We start from the raw sequence: 17,001 nt of genomic DNA, 5'->3' as shown, positions 1-17,001 counted from the left end.
CGAAGGCGTCCCACACCCTCCCGGACGGACCTCGAGGAAATCGAAATCGCCAGCACAGACCGCGCGGGCAGGCCGGTCAGAATCCCAGTTTCGACCGCCATTTCTGCGCCTGCGCGAAGGCGCGCTCGGCGGCACTGCCGCAGGTGGGCATGATGCCCAACTGCTGGAGCATTTCAGCGAGGTCCCAGATCGACCGGCAGCGGCAGATGAGGCCGGATCGGAACTGCCAGATGTCCAGGACAAGCAGGTCGACGGTCTTTCCGGTCGCGGCGAATCCCGGCGGCTCGATCAACCCCAGATGCGTCCCGGTCATTCGCCAGGGCACCACGGCAATGTTCGAGTTACCGGTGATCGCCGGCGGAAAGGGAGTGCTGTAGGAGATATCCGGAAAGGTCCCGATGGTGTCTGCAATCTCGGTGCCGAAGCGGCTGCCACGCCGCGCCCACGGTATGCGCGGCAGCCACCAGTTCGCCCTGCCCATCACCTTCACCAGAGCGGGAACCAGCAGCATCCGCACGACGGTGGCGTCGACAATGATCGCCAGCGACATACCGAGGCCGGTCACCCGGAGCAGGCTCACATCCGAGAACGCGACCGCGCCGGTGACGATGGTGAGCAGCAGCGCGGCCGCGGTGATAATCCGCCCGGTCCGCGAAACACCAACCCGCACAGCCTCTTCGATGGTGGCGCCTTGCAGATGCGCCTCCATCATCCGCGACATGAGGAATACCTCGTAGTCGGTGGAGAGCCCGAATACCGCGCCGATGACCACGACCAGCGCCGGAAACGGCAGCGGAGCGGCCACCGTGCCGAGGTATCCCGCACCATGACCGTCCTGGATGACCCAGATCAACACCCCGATCGTGGCGCCGAGGCTGATCATCGCCATGGCAACAGCCTTGAACGGCAAGACGATCGAGCGGAATGCCGCGAACATCACCAGTAGCGTGGCGCCCAGCATCACCGAGAGCATGATCGGGAAACTGCGCAGCACCGCCGCATCGCTGTCCGTGCTGATCGCGTTCTGACCGCCGACCAGCACGGTGATGTCGGGCGGTGCCGGGAGTTGCCGCAATGCCGCCACCGTGTCCCCCACCTCCGAGGTGAAGTCCGGAGTCGACAGCACCACGTGCAAGAGCACCAGATCGCCGCCCGCCGCCTGGCTCAGCACCAATCGGACGCCAGCACACTGTTGCGCCGCGGCCATCACCCGGCTTACCGCCTGTGGTGTCGGTGCGACTCCCCCCGATCCGCGGACGATCAGCGTCACTCCGTCTGTCGCATTGGGGAATTCGGTGGTGAGTGTGGACTGCGCGATACGGACCGCACTGTGCTCGGGGAGGCCGTTGATATCGATACCGGCGGGCCGGATACCGAGTAGCGGAGTGCTCAACAGCAGCAGGATGCCGCCCGCCAGCACGGCGATCAGCACGGGACGCCGCAGGACGCGGCCCGCCATCCGATCCCAGAACCGTGCGCCCCGTTCCTCACTGCGCTGTACGGCGCCGCGCCGCCAGGGCAATGCGTTGACTCGCTCACCGAGCAGGGCCAGCACGGCCGGGACCGCGGTGAGCGACAGTAGTGCCGCGATATCCACCGCGGCCATGGCGCCGAAGCCGAGCGATCGCAGCATGGATATGGGCGCGGCTATGGCGCCGGAGAACGCGCAGGTCATCAGCAGTGCCGAGAAGGCGATCGAGCGTCCCGCGGTCCGGATGGTGTGCTGTGCCGCGTCGACCGGGGTGCGCCCGCGGCCGAGTTCCTCACGGAACCGGCCGACGGTGAGCAGGCCGTAGTCGATCGCCAGCCCCAGACCGAGCACCATCGCGACATTGAGTGCGAACGCGCTGACGTCGGTGACCGTCGAGATCAGCCGCAGCGCGCCCAGCGAACCGAAGATGGTCAGCCCGCCGACGATCACCGGAAAACTCGCCGCGACCAGCCCACCCAGAATGAACAGCAGCAGGATCAGCGTCACCGGGAACGCCACCGTCTCGGCCAGCGCGACATCGTGTACCGACTCGGTGTTGTAGTCGTCGGTGAGCGCGCTGAAACCGGTGAACTGCGTCGGGATTCCCGGCACCGTCAACTCCGGCACGAGTCGCTGATAGGCCCGCAACTGCTCGGCATCATCGCCTTCGAGGGTGAGCACCGCGAGCGCCTTGGACCCGCCGGTCGAGATCATCGCCGACTTTCGGATCGGATCCTTTGTCGTCCAATAGGATTCGATCGGCTTGGCGAGCGCCGCCGCGGGCACTCGGTCGAATCGCTCGACGACCCGGGCCCGAATATCCTCGAGCGTGCTGCCGGGCGGTGCGGAGTAGATCACCACCACATCCGGTGTCTGGCGGCCGATATTCGCCCGGATCAGCTCGTCCGCCCGCGCGGATTGACTACCGGGGTCGATCTGGCCCGCGAGATTCAATCGGTCCAGCACCCCCAGGCCCCAGCAGCCGGCACACACCACGACCAGTAGCTCGGTCGCGAGTGTCAGCCACGGTCGTGCGGTGGTCATGCGGGCCCATAGCGTCATACTTCATCCGCCTATCGCGTGAACCACCCGGGCCAGCGCCTCGACGCCGGCCGCCAATTGGTCGGTGGTGTGCTCGCTGGTGGCGAAGAACCGCAGCCGCTCCTCGCCGTCCGGAACCGCGGGCGCCATGATCGCGCTGACGTTGACGCCCTCTTCGATCAACTTGGCCGAGGCCAGTGGCGCGCGTCCGCCGCCGCCGAGTAGTACCGGCACGATGGGTGTGCCCTGGGCGACCCCGGTGTCGAACCCGTTGTCCGTCACCAGTTTCCACAGGGTTTTCCCGTTTTCGATGCTCCGCGCGACTTCAGCGATTCGACGTCCATGCCGCCTTCGCTTCCTCCGTATTGTCGAGCTGTGCCGCCAATTTGGCCCCGATGCCGGACAGGCCGAGTCCGAGGCCACGAGCCATTTCCATCGGGGAGAGTTCGATTCCGACCATCTTGCTGGTGCGGGCCGCGAACTCGACGGCCATCAGAGAATCCATGCCGAGCTCCAGCAGCGGGGTCTGCACATCCACCGCGTCCGCTCCGACACCGAGGACCACCGCCATGACTTCGGCGAGCTTCGCCGTCACCGCCGCGGAGCGCTGATCGGGTGGCAAGGCCAGCAGTTCGGCCCGCAATGCGGCGGCCTCATCCTGATCGGCGCTCGAGCCGGTGGCGAAGTCGGCGAACCGCGCGCTGTGCCGGACCGCGTAGGTGGTCGCGGCCGCTTTCGCCCAGTCCATGTCGAGCACGGCGGCATGCGCGATCGGCAGCCGCAGGCATTCGGCGAGATACGCTGTGGCAGTGTCCATATCGATGGGGCGCAGCCCGACCATGGCCAGGTATCTGATGGTCTCCTCGTTCGCCTCGGCCATACCGCCACCGGCCATCGAACCCCAGTCGACACAGAGCGCCGCCTCGCCACGCGCGTGTCGAGTGTGCGCCAGCGACTGCAGCGCCGCATTCGCCGCGGCATAGGTGACCTGTGGGAATCCTCCGAGCAGCGCGCTGATCGAGGACCAGAGGACAAAATGGTCGAGTTCGATTCCGGCCGTTCGCACCGCGCGATCGAGATTGATCGCCCCGTCGATCTTCGGCGCGAGAACACTCGCGACGGTCTCCGCGGTAATCCGGTCGATCGGCGAATTGTCCACGACCCCGGCGGCGTGGAAGACCCCGCGCAGGGGATGCCCCGTGGTCTTGGTGTGCTCCACGACGGCCGAAACCGCGGCGTAGTCCGATATGTCGAGTCGTGCCTCGACCATTTCGATCCCGGCTGCCGCGAATTCCTGTAACTGCTGTACCGCCGCCGCGTCGGCCGCACCATTGCGGCCTGCCAGAATCAGGTGCCGCGCGCCCGCGCGCACCAGCCATCGGGCGGTGGCCAGACCGAAAGATCCGAACCCACCGGAAATCAGATACGTTGCGTCCGAATGTATCTCGGCCCGGCGGGCGAGCGGCCGCGCCAGCGGAGCCGGTTCGTCCAGATCGAGCACAATGCGGCCGATTCCCTTGGGCCGCACAATGGCCTCGAAGGCCGCCACCACCTCGTTCATCGAGTACATCTGATAGGCCAGGTGGCGGTAGACGCCGGACTCGAACTTCGCGATCAGGCCGGTGGTCTTGGCCCGGATGGCCTCCGGCCGGAACTTCATCATGCGATCCAGATCCAGCGCGGTGAATGTCAGGTTGTGATCGAACGGCCGCAGCTCGATCACCCCGCCGCTGTAGATATCGATCTTCCCGATCTCGATGATACGACCGAATTCCGCTGCGGCCCTGAGGTTCTGACGCAGTATCTCGCCTGGAGCACTGTTCAGCACGACATCGGCGCCGCGACCATCGGTGATCCGCATGACGTCGTCGACGAAATTCGTGGACCGGGAGTCGATCGCGTGATCGGCGCCGGCGGCCAGCACATGCGCCCGCCGCTCCGGACTCCCCGCGGTGGCGATCACCGTCGCCCCGGCATGCCGGGCGACCTGAATCGCGGCGAGACCGACACCACCGGCGCCGCCGTGAATCAGCACCGTATCGCGGGCGGTGAGCCGCGCGGCGTCGACGAGTGCGAGCTCCGCGGTCAGGAACGGCACGATGGAACTGCACGCACCGGGCGCCCAGGAATCGGAAACCGCTGTGGCGCAGCCGCGGTCGATGATGAGGTAGCGGCGCACCATATCGGGCGCGGATACGATCACCGAGTCTCCGACGGCCAGGTCCGTCACGTCCGCACCGATTCGCACCACGGTGCCCGCACCTTCCAGGCCGAGTTCGCGGCCGAAGAAGGTGTCCTGCATATCCTTTTCGCTCAGCACGCCGAGCACCTTGAACGCATCCTTGGGGTTGAGTCCGACGGCCCGCATCCGCACCTCGATCTGGCGCGCCGCCGGATCGACCCGATCGTTCTCCCGCCAGGCCAGATCCTGCAGGAGGCGAGTGCTCGGCATTTCCAGTCGGAACGAGAGCTCCGGATTCGTCACGACGCCCACCCGCTGCCACGGCTCGAGGTGGTCCGCGAGGTTCTTGCGGACCCGAAGCCCCCAGCGCGAACCCATACGCAGGCAGATCTCGTCCGCCCGGGCGCCGCCATCCGCTATTTCGGCGACGAGTTCGGCTACGGTGGTTCCGGGTTCGGTGTCGATCAACCGCCAGCCCGCGGTCCACTGCTCATTCAGTAGCGATCGCCGCGCTCCGACGAGCGCCGCGTGCGCGATATTCGCCGTGGCATCGCTGCCGGGGAGGCAGAACGCGTACTCGGTGACGATGGTGGCGTTGATATCGGCCGGCTGGATCGCATCGGCGGCCGAAGCGTCGTCGTGGCCGTCGTTCAGCACCTCGGCGATGGCGGCGGCGATACCGACCACGACGGCCACATTGTCCGCGGGGCCGAATCCCGTTCCGGCGGTGATGATCACATCGACTGCCCGCGAGCCGTTGGCGGCGATGCCCGCGCGCAAGGCCGCGGTGAGGTCGTTCTCCGGACCGCTATTCCCCGGATCGGCGATTCGGTGAATCGTTGCGCTGGAATAACTTTCGGCAATCGATTCGGCGCGCGGCGAAGCGGTCTCCCCCAGCGCGAGAACCAGGCCGAACCGCTCGGGCCGCTCGGTGTCCGGCGTACCGGGCGAAGTGTCCTCGTACAGTTCCCAGGCGGGCTCGTAGAACACCTGGCCCAGCCGCTGCAGCGCCGACTGGGGTGGCGATACCGGCCGGAACTCCACACCTCGCATGGCGAGGATCTGCGCACCGTCGGCGTCGACAATATCGACGTCTGCCTGTAGCGGACTACTACCGGTACGACGAACCAGCACGGTCGCCGCATCGGGAATCGGCCGGAACCGCCGCACCGCCAGCACTCCCGCGGGCACTATCGCCCCCTCCGCGAGAGTGGCGGATCCCTGCGCGAGCGCCGCGACGCACTGCAGGGCGACGTCGATCACGGCCGGATGCACCAGGTGTGTGGCGTCTTTCGCGATTGTCGTATCGATCGACGCGACCACGGTATCCGCGGTTACCTCGGCCTCGACCATGCCACGGAAGCTGGGCCCGTAGTGCAATCCGTGCGCGGCGAGCGCGGGATACATATCCTCGCCCCGGATGGTCACGCTGTCCGACGCCTCGGGCAGTTCGATCCGCGCCGCCCGGATCGGCCCCTCCACCAGTCGCCCGGTCGCGTTGACCGTCCAATTCGAGCCCGTGGCGGGCCGTGAGGCGATGGTGAACCGTTTGGTCGTCTCCTCGACGGTGAGCCGCAGCAGCGGTACATCGTGCGGATCTATCACGAGCGGCGTGACGAATCGAACGTCTTCCAGCGCCAGGTCCGCACGTCCGGCGCGGATGGCCGCGGCACTCAGCGCGGCATCGAGATAGGCCGCTCCGGGCAGCACGACAAGGTTCTCCACCACATGGTCCGGCAGCCAGGGCAGCGTGGAGACCGCCAGTGCCGCAGTCCATTCCGCCTTCGCTGATTCGGTGCGCTGCCCGAGCATCGGATAGCGGGTGTCCAGCGCCATGCGCTCGCGCACGACACTCTCCGGTTCGGTCCAGACCCTGGTCTTCTGCCACGGGTAGGCGGGCAGGGCGACGTGCGCCGTCACCGGCGAGCCGCCCGGCATCGCGGTGGTGTCGAGCGCGCCGGCGGCATAGAGCCCGGCGATGGTGCGCCGCAGGCTCACGACGTCGCCCTCTTTGCGGCTGAGCGTGCCGATGGATGTGCCCGCCTGCTCGGCGCGCACCAGGATCTCCCGAATATTGCCGCTCAGTACGGGATTCGGGCCCACCTCCACGAACACCCGATGGCCGGCGGCGACCACATTGGCGATGGTGTCGGCGAAGCGCACCGGCTCACGCACATTGCGGCACCAGTATTCGGCGTCCCACTCGGCACCTGAGACCTGCTTGCCGTGCACCGTCGAGTACAGCGGAAGCTGCGGTGACCGCGGCGCGAGCTGCGCGAGCGCGATCCGGAGCTCATCCAGAATCGGATCCATCAGAGCGCTGTGATACGCCACCGCGACATTCAGTATCCGGGCGAATACTCCTTGTTCCGAAAGCTTTTCGTGCATCCGATCGACCGCATCCCGCGCTCCGGCCAGCGTCACCCCGGTGACGCTGTTCACGGCCGCGACCCACAGCTGGTCGCCCTCGGGCACCGCTGCGATCGCGTCCTGTTCGGACAGTCCGACCGCGATCATCGCCCCCTGCGTCGTCCCCTGCAATCGCGACCGGTGATAGCTGACCAGCAGCGCGTCGTGCAGGCTCAGCATTCCGGAGAGGTAGGCGGCGCTCACCTCACCGACACTGTGCCCGATCAGGGCGGTGGGCCGCACGCCCAGCGCCGCCAGCTCCGCGACCAGTGCGACCTGCAACAGGAAGTTCGCCGGCTGCGCGACTTCGGTCTCGGTGGCTCGCGAATCCTCCTCCGGGCGAAGCATTTCCGTGAGGATCGACCATCCGGCGATCGCGCTGAACTCCGCGTCGACCTCCCGCGCGACCCGCGCGAATTCGCCTTCGGCCGTTAACAGTTCACGCCCCATGGCCCACCACTGCGGGCCCATACCGCTCATCACGAAGACCGGCCGTGCGGCCGCGCCGACCAGCGCCCGGACCGGGCGGGTGCCCTCGCCCGAAGCGAATTCCTGGAGTTTGGCCCGCAATTCGGCGGGATCCTCGAATTCGAATGCGGCGCGGTGCGAGTGATGTGCACGCCGCGTCCATGCCGCGGCCACGATCGAATCGATATCGGTGACACCGTCGAGCGCCGCCGCGAACCGCCCCGCGAGGGCGCGCACCGCCTCCGGACTGCGCGCCGACAGCGGCAATATCGCAGGGCTGCATCCGGTGCGCGCGGCCGCGGGCGGTGGCGGTGACTGCAGGATCGCGTGGGCATTGGTCCCGCCGTACCCGAAACTGTTCACCGCGACAACGACATTGCCGGTCGCGTCCAGTGGGCGTGGCTCGGTCGGAATGGTGATATTCAACTCGGCGAAGGGAATCTCCGGGTTCGGCCGCTCCAGCCAACCCTGCGGTGCAATCGTCCGATGATGCACGGTGAGGGCGGCCTTGATGACGCCCGCGATACCCGCGGCCGCCTCCAGATGCCCGATCGAAGCCTTGACCGATCCGACGGAAAGGGGTTCCCGCCTGCCCGCGACGGCGCCGTAAACCTTTCCCAGGGCGGACATTTCGAGTGGATCGCCGACCGGCGTACCGGTGCCGTGCGCCTCCACGTAGACCACATCGGCGGCAATCTCGGTCAGCGCTTGGGCAATTGGTGCGGCCACCCCACGCCGGATCACCCGGCCGACGCCACGCGCGATGGCATTCTCGGCCGCGACCCGGAGCAACTCGTCCGCGGGTGTGCTGCCGTGCACGAGATACGCGTCGCGACCCAGGACACTGTCCGCGGTGCGCACTTCGCTATCGGGCAGGCTGCCATACGCGCAGACCAGCACGAGAGACACGGCGGCGGCGGCCGCGATATCCGCCGCCTCCGAAGCCGCCGAATCCGAGAGAGGCGACCCGTCGACAGCCGCGATCACCGGGCCTGGCCGAGGGACGAAATACCCTCGGCTGTAAGCGTTTCGGTGAGTCGTTGCGGTCATGTACCCATGGTCCGGGAGAACGCCGTATCGGCACGACGACCGGGTGACCGACTGCGCTGTCCACCGAACGATGGACACGCTCCTCAGCCGTCGAGCAGACCGCGCGCCATGGCCGAGGTCACCGCAGCCGTCCGATCCGAGACATCGAGCTTGTTGAACACCCGCAGCAGATGAGTTTTGACGGTCGCCTCGCTGATATGCAGTTCGCGCCCGATATCGGCGTTCGTCAGCCCGCGCGCCACCAATCCCAGCACCTCGACCTCACGAGCCGAGAGATTCGGCCGCGCGGGCCGGCGGAGCTGGTGCATCAGACGCTGCGCGACCGCGGGCGCCAAAACGGTCTCACCTCGGAATGCCGCCCGGACCGCCGCCGCCAGCTCGGGGTGCGAGGCATCTTTCAGCAGGTAACCGGCCGCGCCGGCCTCCACCGCGCGCAGAATATCGGTATCGGTCTCATACGTGGTGACCACCAGAATTCGCGACTCCGGCCGGGCAGCGAGAATGCGTTCGATCGCCGTGACGCCGTCGATGCCGGGCAGCCGCAAATCCATCAGCACCACATCGGGTTTCAGCGCGGCGGCCATGGTCACCGCCTCCAAGCCGGAAGCGGCCGCCCCGATGACCGACAGATCCACCTGTGCCTCGAGAATGCTGCGCAGACCTTCGCGGACCACGGGGTGGTCGTCGACCAGCATTACGGTGATCATCGTGGAATCACCACCTGCACGGTTGTCCCGTGACCGGGACGGCTCGTCACCGACAGGGTGCCGCCGATCAGCTCGACCCGATCACGCATGCCGCGTAGCCCGAATCCGGTGGGCATCGCCGCGATGGTGAATCCGATTCCGTTGTCCGCCAACGATAACCGGACACCGGACGGTGTCGCTGCGAGCATCACATCCACCTGCGATGCCGCGGCGTGCTTGCGCACATTCGCCAGCGCCTCCTGGGCCACCCGCAACAAGGCCACCTCCGCCGCCGTACCCAGCACCGGCAGCATCGGGTCGGCGTGGACGGTCACGCTGATTTCGGTCTGCGCTCTCAGCCGCTCCGCCAACCGGGACAGCGCATCGGAGAGAGAATTCGAGGTGAGCGCGGCGGGAGTCAATTCCACGACCATCGTTCGCGCCTCGGCGAGGTTTTCCCGCGCGGTTTCCTCGATGAGCCCCAGATGCCGGCGGGCCGCGGCCGGATCGGTATCGACCTCCAGGTCAATCGCCTGCACGAGCGCCACAATGCTGGTGAATCCCTGTGCGAGGGTGTCGTGAATCTCCTGTGCCAGTCTGGCTCGTTCGGATGCCTGTCCCGCCACCCGCGAGAGCCGGGCGGATTCGGCTCGACTCTCCTCGAGCTCGGCAAGCAGCGCCGTCTGCTGCTCGCCATACTCGACGGCCACCCTGATCGCGGCGCCGATGATCGGGCTGAACGCCAATCCGATCACCGAGATGACCACGGCCAGTGGCACATCCGTGCCGTGCACCCCTTCGGTGAGCAGAGCCATCAGAGTGGGAAGCAGGCTGATCGCGGTGCCCGCCACCAGGCCGGACCGCAGCGGCAAAGCCAGGTAGGCGAGGGAGTACAGCACCGGCAACGCGGCGACCGCGGCGGCGGCGAACGACAGCGCGACCGCGAAGAGCACCATTGCGACGAGCACGAAGGTGACTGTGCGCCAGCTCAATCGACGCCAGCGGTATACCTCATTGGGCCCACCGAGATGAGCGCGAACCGAGACCAGGGTCCACACCACGATGCCCGCCAGCGCAGCGGTGGCGCCGAATCGGTTCGCCGGGAATTGATGGGAAAGAAGGAAAATCGCCCCACCGGTCGCGCTACAGCCGACGATCACGAACGCTGCCCACAAGCGATACCAGAGGTTCGAGCGCAGCACCGACGGGGTCACCGGATCAATCGCCTGCGGCGGGTCCATCGGGCCGATGATACCCGCGAACATCAACCCGCAGCCTCGATCACCCCGGCCGCACGCGCCTTCATCAGCGCATCGATTCGCCCTTCGGCCCCGAGCTTGCCGCAGATATTCGTCAGATGCCGCTTCACTGTGGAACGGCTGATATAGAGCTCCGTGGCGATTTCGGAATTGCTCAGCGCCGAAGCGAGCAGCCGGAGGACTTCCCGCTCGCGCGGTGAGAGCACCTGCGCGGAGTACCCGGCGAGACTACCGGTCACCGCTTCGATGGTCGTGCGAGACACCGACAGGAAGACCGCACCACCCACAGCCGCACTGTGGATCGCCGCGAACAAGTGGCTCGAATCCGCGCCCTTCAAGACATAACCCACGGCGCCGATCTCGAGCAGTCTGCCTACCAGGAACGGGTCGTCGTCCATGGTGAGAATGACGATCGCGGTGATCGGGCTGAGCTCTCGAATCGAGAGGAGGGTCTCCTCGACACCGTCGGGCAGATCGCTCTCCAGCAGCATCACCTGCGGCTGTTGTTCGCGGGCAATGGAAATCGCCTCCGCACCTGTTGCACCGTCGGCGACGACTGCTATTTCGGGATCGGTGCGCAATAGTTCTACGACCGCGTCCCGGATGAGCCGATGACCGTCGATGACGGCCAGCGTGATCGTTTGCTTGTCATCCATCGCTATCGGCGGCCGGGATCGAGTCGCGATATCCCCGATAACCCGCAACGCTTCCGATAGGTCGTGCAAAGATCCAGGATCCGTCATGGGCCCCTCCAGGCTTTGACGGCGTCCCGTACCAGGTGCCGCGCCTGGAACCGTAACAGATCACAACTCGAGGAAAACTGAATTATGTTGTGTCGCAAACTATTCCGAAATCCACCGTGCGGGCGGATATCGCGGGCCGGGGTCGGCGGCGCACAGCGTGCCCGACCGGCAGCGGCGCGCGCTGCGCATTGGGCCACCACCGGCCGGGCAGCGCGCGGGATCCGCTGTCGGGTAGGGACTTCTAGGTGTGGGCGGCTCCGTCGATGCGGATCTCGGTGCCGCTGATGAACCGGCCGTCATCGGAGACGAGCATGGCGATGACGCCGGCGACATTCTCCGGTCCGGCCAATTCCTCCGGATTGTCCTGCGGGACAATGGCGATCAGGCGGCTGAAGAGGGACCAGTCGGAGTCCTGCGGGAGGTAGCCGGGGGTGGCGGCGGTGATACCGGACTTGATACCGCCGGGGACGACGCTGACCGCGCGCAGGCCCTGCTTGCCGTACTCCAGGGCGAGGACGTGGGTCAGGGATTGGACTCCGCCCTTGCTCGCCGAGTACGCCGCCATGTACGGGTGCGCGAAGTTGGCGGAGGTGGAGCTGAAGTTCACGATGGTGCTGCTGGAGTTGGCCAGCAGTGCGGGCAGCGCCTCGCGGATCACCAGGAAGGTGCCGGTGAGGTTGACATTGATGATCTGATTCCACAGATCCAGCGAGGTCTCGTGGGTGTGCGCCGCGCGCAGGATGCCCGCCGCGTTGACCAGCGCGTCCAGTCCACCGAGGGATTCGATGGCGCTCTTCACACCCGCGATCACATCGGCCTCCTGGCCGATATTCATTTCCAGCGTGGTCAGCCGGGTGTCGGTGCCCGCCTCGGTGGCGTGCTTGCGGGTCAGCTGCAGACCCTCGGCATTCACATCCGCGCCGACGACGACCGCGCCTTCGGACAGGAGGCGCAGCACGGTGGCCTGGCCGATGCCGGATCCGGCGCCGGTTACCAAGATGCGGCGCTTTTCGAGACGGTTCATGGATGTTCTCCTGATCAGTGGGACCGTTTCTGACACGATATGCCATTAATGGCACGACACGCCATTAAATGTTTCCTGAGTCGGTAGAGTGCGGCTGTGACCAGCGAGCGAAATCGTGCCACCCCGACCCCGGGTCGTCCCGCGCTCAGCGAGACCCGGCGCGCGGCGACCCGGCGCGAAGTAGCCATGGTTGCCGCACATCTCTTCGCCGAAAATGGTTACACTGCAACAACAGTCGACGATATTGCCGCCGCCGCGGGCATGGGACTGCGCACCTTCTACCGCTACTTCCCCGGTAAAGAGGATGTCGTAGCGCCCCTACTGGCCATCGGAGCCCAGGCGTGGGCGGATGAACTCGCCGCCTGCCCGCCCGCAATTCCGCTGCGCGAGGCCATCGGACGCTCCTATCGCACGGCCACCGCGACCGCCCTCGCCGAGGAGGGTATCGCCGAATCCCTGCTGCGCCCGCTGTTGCGCGCCGCCACCGAACTCCCGGCGCTGCGCGCGACCTGGCTGCGCGTGCAACAGGACTGCGAAGCCCAGCTCATTCCGATTATCGCCGCCCGCACCGGCAGGTCCCCCGACGATCTCGATGTCGCGATCGCGGCAGCCATGGCGAATACCGCCGTGCGCCTTGCCGTCGAGCTCTGGGCCGAGGGCGCGGTTCCCGGGTCCGCCGCGGATGCGGTCGACAGCTGCCTGACCCGCCTGGCCGGGCAGACCCTGCTGTAAAGGCCCCCTGCTAGCACAATATGTGCAGCGCCACACCGGAATTCGATATGGAGTGTGCGCCAGCACACTGCCGCGGCCCGGATTGTGTGAGACCGTCTAGTGGCGCACAAGGCTCGGGAGCCACGACGGGGTGGGTTGGCCAGATCCCCGAACATCTTTGTGTATGAACATGATTCGACGCTCTGTCGCACAAGGTAGTGCCGAGCGGATCCCTGCCCGCACGCGCTGCGACCACCGTGCGGTGATACTCATGCATCGAGTGGAAAACGTTCGAGGTATTCAATGAATTTTACCGATTCCCTTTTGACGGATTACGTCGAGAACTACGTTCCGCCAACCATCTTCCGCCTCTCCCGCCCCGCCGATGTGACAGCGCTGGAGGCGCTCGAGCACTCCGGCGTGATCACCGCGCGGCACGACATGCTCACCCTGCAGCTGGAGAATCTGGCCAAGATTCGCACGCCCGAACGCGGGCGCCTCGGTGACCGTGACGATGTCTTCGAGGCGCTGGTCGCGGGCCGTCCCCGGACCGAGATCGGCGCGTGGGTGTTCTATCCGTGGTCGGGCAAGCTGGTGCACATTCTCGACGAACCCGAATTCGTAGAGGTCCGCACCGCCGCCAACCGCAATAAGATCACCACCGCCGAGCAGCTCACGCTGGCGGGCAAGACCGTGGGCATTCTCGGTCTGTCGGTGGGCAATGCGGTGGCGCTGACCATTGCCGCCGAACGCAGCGCGGGCGGGCTCAAACTCGCCGACTTCGACGAGATGGATCTGTCCAATCTGAATCGCCTGCGCGCCGGCATCGCCGACCTCGGCGTCAACAAGGCCGCGCTGGCCGCTCGCCAAATCGCCGAAATGGACCCGTATCTGGAGGTCGAGGTCTTCAACGACGGTATCGACGACCTGAATATCGACGACTTCTTCGACGCCGGCTGCAAGGTCGATCTGCTGGTCGAGGAGTGTGATATGCCGTGGATCAAGATCCTCTCGCGCGAGCACGCCCGTCAACGCGGCATTCCGGTGCTCATGGAAGCCAGCGATCGCGGCATGCTCGATATCGAGCGCTTCGACCTGGAGCCCGAGCGCCCGCTACTGCACGGCCTGGTCGGTGATCTCTCCACCGAGGAGCTCGAAACCATGGACCGCGACGGGCAATTGGCGGCCATGGCCACGATTGTCGGGGTCGACGGTCTCTCCGATCGCACGTCGGTCTCGGTGGTCGAAATGGATTCGACACTCACCACTTGGCCGCAGCTGGCCTCGGAGGTCAATCACGGCGGCGCGGTGGTGGCCACGGTGGCCCGCGCGATTCTGCTCGGGCACGACGTGCCGTCGAGCCGCCGGCACGTGGAGTTGCCGTTCGGCACAGCCCAGACGCCGTACGAGAAGCGCACGCCCGCAACGGTTTCCGAGCCGGAAGCCGCGGTCGAGCAGTTGCCCGGCGATCTCCGCGAGATCCTCGAATTGGCCATGCTCTCGCCGTCCGGCGGCAATACCCAGCAGTGGCAGTTCGTGGTGCGCAGCCGCGTCATCGATGTCGTACACCTGCCCGAGCGCTCGCGTACCCATCAGCTGTTCGAGGGCCGCGAGACCGTGCGCCGGGTGGTGCTGGGCACGGTCACCGAGAGCATTGTGGTCGCCGCCCGGGCCCGCGGGCTCACGGCCGAGGTCGAGTACGACCCCGAAGGTGACGACTCGCTGGTCTACACCCGGATCACGGTGGGCGAGAACGGACCCGCGGCCACCGCAGCGGAGATCGCGCTCGGCGCGGCACTGAGCAGCCGCTACAGCGAACGCACCCGGGAGGCAGGCCGCCCGCTCACCGATGCCGAGATGAGCGCACTGCACCTGGCCGTCGAGCCGTACTCGGCGCGGCTGTGGCTCAGCGGCGACGACCTGGTCAAGTATGTCTACGGGGAGGGCACCGCGATCGGTAACCGATTGCGCACCATAGTCGCGGGACTGCACACCGAGACCTTCGACGAGTTCTACTTCCGCTCCGATGAACCCGACCGCAAAGACGGTGTGCCACTGGAGAATCTGGGCATTCTGCTGCCGGAGCGCATCGCCCTGCGCATTCTGAGCCGCCCCGCGGTCGCCAAATTCCTGCACGAGCGCGGGGAGGGTATGGGACTGCTGGAGTACACCCGCACCTGGGCGGCCGGCGCCTCCGCCGTGGGCGCGGTCACCGCGGCCGGTCACAGCCGCCGCGATTTCGTCGAGGCCGGTCGCGCGGTACAGCGAATGTGGTTGGCGGCCACCGCACTCGGGGTCGGCGTACATCCCACCACCTCGCTCATGTTCGAGGCCGAAATGCTGGACCTGCCCGAGGGTGAGGTGTTCAGCGCGCTGGAGCGGGCCGAGATCGATATGCAGATGGCGGAATTCCGCAAGGTACTGGTCACCGATACCGACGCGCCACTGGCCATTGTCTTCCGCGCGGTCGCCGGGGCGGCCACAGCGGATCTGGTGCGCACGCCGCGCCGGCCACTGGCACTGCACCTCGATATCCGCACGGCGACAAGCGAATAGGGGGCGGAATCATGTCGACACCATCGGAATCAACCCCAGTGGTATGCCGCCGCGCCACCCCCGCCGACGCCGCAGGCATCGCCGAACTGTACGACCGGGTATACGGCGGCCACTACCCCATTACCGAGTGCACCGATCCGGCGCTGATCGGCACGATCCTCACCGAGCGCGACTACTCCTGGTTCCTGGCGGTGGCCGACGATATCGTCGTGGGATCCAGTGTGGCCGTTCCTGATTCGTCCAATGGCAGCTGTGAGATCGGGCGGGCGGCGGTGCGGCCGGAGTATGCCGGACACGGCAGTTTCGCCATGCTGTTCGATGCCACGGTCGCCGATGCCGTCGCACGCCCGGAGAACGAGTTGCTCTACGGCTTCGCCCGCAGCGACCGCGCCCGGTACCTGTTCGAGCGGATCGAATACCCGATCCACTGGACCGGCACCGACGGCGGTATGCACCGGGTCGGCGACGCCCGGGAGGAGCATCTGATCGGCGTCACCTTCAACCCGAAACATCCGCCGGTCCGCATCCTGCCGCCGAATCCTCCTGTGCGCGTGGGCAGTCTGGTCGACACCGAACTGCGCGCCATGATCGGGCGCACCGCGACGGGGCCGTATCCGGCACAGCTCACGGCCCGCCGCACCACCGACTATCTGCACGAATCCGCACACGGCCGGGTCGCCTATTCACTCTTCGAACCCAGTCGCGCGGCGGTCGTCGGCGAGCTCGACGCGCACACCCCGGCCGATGTGCGGCGTCTGCTCTGGGAGGTGGTGGACCAAGCCCCGGCGCGCGTCGAGCACCTCACCGTGTATGTGGTCGCCGATAAGCAGGCGGTGATCGCCGAACTGTGCGCACCGGACGTGGCGGGCCGCGCCTTCACCGCCTGCGCCTACCTGCCGGGCTGGCATCGCGGGGACGGGGCGCGTTACGACTGCGTCATGCTCACCCTGCGCCTGGACGGCCGCACTCCGCTGCGGCTCGGCTTCAACGAGCGCGTCGAGGCGCTGCACACCAGTCTCACCGTGCCCAGCCCACTCTCCCTCCGCTGAAAGGACATTCGAGGATGACACTCGACGGTACCTGGACCCTGTCCATCGAATCGCAGCTCGGTAAGCAGCTCGCGATCGTCGAATTCGCCACCGCCCCTGACGGTTCGGTCAGTGGCAATGCCAAGCATCCGAAATCCGGTGAGCTGGCGCCACTTTCGAAGGTTCAGGTCTCGGGCAATTCGCTGATCTGGCATCAGTCGATCCGGAATCCCATGCGGCTCAATCTGATCTTCAACACCACGGTCGAGGGCGATGAGCTCTCCGGCACCGTGAAGGCGCGCATCGTCCCCGGTACCGGCACCGTCACCGGGCGGCGCACGCCCGCCGCGGTCCGGTCCTGAACTCCCACACC

The 17,001-nt window shown here is 66.8% G+C and carries 11 protein-coding genes; 4 read left to right on the top strand and 7 right to left on the bottom strand.

The features are described from left to right. Positions 1-76: 76 nt before the first annotated feature. The 7 genes from GFY24_RS11070 to GFY24_RS11040 form a co-directional block, all read right to left on the bottom strand. Positions 77-2,533, bottom strand: coding sequence for an MMPL family transporter (locus GFY24_RS11070; protein ID WP_153804919.1), 2,457 nt, complete (start codon positions 2,531-2,533; stop codon positions 77-79). A gap of 3 nt (positions 2,534-2,536) precedes the next feature. Continuing rightward, positions 2,537-2,794 carry a hypothetical protein gene (locus tag GFY24_RS11065; RefSeq protein ID WP_153804918.1) on the bottom strand — a complete coding sequence of 86 codons (258 nt, stop codon included), beginning with the start codon at positions 2,792-2,794 and terminating at the stop codon, positions 2,537-2,539. 43 nt (positions 2,795-2,837) lie between these two features. Further along, positions 2,838-8,621 carry an SDR family NAD(P)-dependent oxidoreductase gene (locus GFY24_RS11060; RefSeq protein WP_153804917.1) on the bottom strand — a complete coding sequence of 1,928 codons (5,784 nt, stop codon included), beginning with the start codon at positions 8,619-8,621 and terminating at the stop codon, positions 2,838-2,840. 83 nt (positions 8,622-8,704) lie between these two features. Next, on the bottom strand, positions 8,705-9,328 hold the full coding sequence (locus tag GFY24_RS11055) for a response regulator transcription factor (RefSeq protein ID WP_153804916.1): 624 nt from the start codon (positions 9,326-9,328) through the stop codon (positions 8,705-8,707). After that, positions 9,325-10,548: a sensor histidine kinase gene (locus GFY24_RS11050; RefSeq protein WP_228566189.1), complete on the bottom strand. Its 1,224-nt coding sequence runs from the start codon at positions 10,546-10,548 to the stop codon at positions 9,325-9,327. Before GFY24_RS11050 ends, GFY24_RS11055 begins: the two co-directional genes overlap by 4 nt. 23 nt (positions 10,549-10,571) lie before the next feature. Beyond that, entirely contained in the window at positions 10,572-11,309 is a 738-nt protein-coding gene (locus GFY24_RS11045) for a response regulator transcription factor (protein WP_153804915.1), read from the bottom strand. 241 nt (positions 11,310-11,550) lie between these two features. Further along, positions 11,551-12,333 carry an SDR family NAD(P)-dependent oxidoreductase gene (locus GFY24_RS11040; protein WP_153804914.1) on the bottom strand — a complete coding sequence of 261 codons (783 nt, stop codon included), beginning with the start codon at positions 12,331-12,333 and terminating at the stop codon, positions 11,551-11,553. A 96-nt stretch (positions 12,334-12,429) separates the two neighbouring features. On the opposite strand from GFY24_RS11040, the gene GFY24_RS11035 reads away from it, so the two are divergent. From GFY24_RS11035 to GFY24_RS11020, 4 genes are all read left to right on the top strand, one after another. Further along, positions 12,430-13,065: a TetR family transcriptional regulator gene (locus tag GFY24_RS11035; RefSeq protein WP_309230717.1), complete on the top strand. Its 636-nt coding sequence runs from the start codon at positions 12,430-12,432 to the stop codon at positions 13,063-13,065. A 282-nt stretch (positions 13,066-13,347) separates the two neighbouring features. Further along, positions 13,348-15,600, top strand: coding sequence for an Rv1355c family protein (locus tag GFY24_RS11030; protein WP_153804913.1), 2,253 nt, complete (start codon positions 13,348-13,350; stop codon positions 15,598-15,600). A gap of 11 nt (positions 15,601-15,611) precedes the next feature. Beyond that, entirely contained in the window at positions 15,612-16,649 is a 1,038-nt protein-coding gene (locus tag GFY24_RS11025; RefSeq protein WP_153804912.1) for a hypothetical protein, read from the top strand. 14 nt (positions 16,650-16,663) lie between these two features. Continuing rightward, a complete protein-coding gene (locus GFY24_RS11020; RefSeq protein WP_153804911.1) occupies positions 16,664-16,990 on the top strand; it encodes a hypothetical protein in 327 nt (108 codons plus the stop codon). Positions 16,991-17,001: the final 11 nt, after the last annotated feature.

Origin of the sequence: Nocardia sp. SYP-A9097 (assembly GCF_009649815.1) — a bacterium.
Taxonomy (GTDB): Bacteria; Actinomycetota; Actinomycetes; order Mycobacteriales; family Mycobacteriaceae; genus Nocardia.
This window is presented reverse-complemented; position numbering and strand designations above follow the sequence as displayed.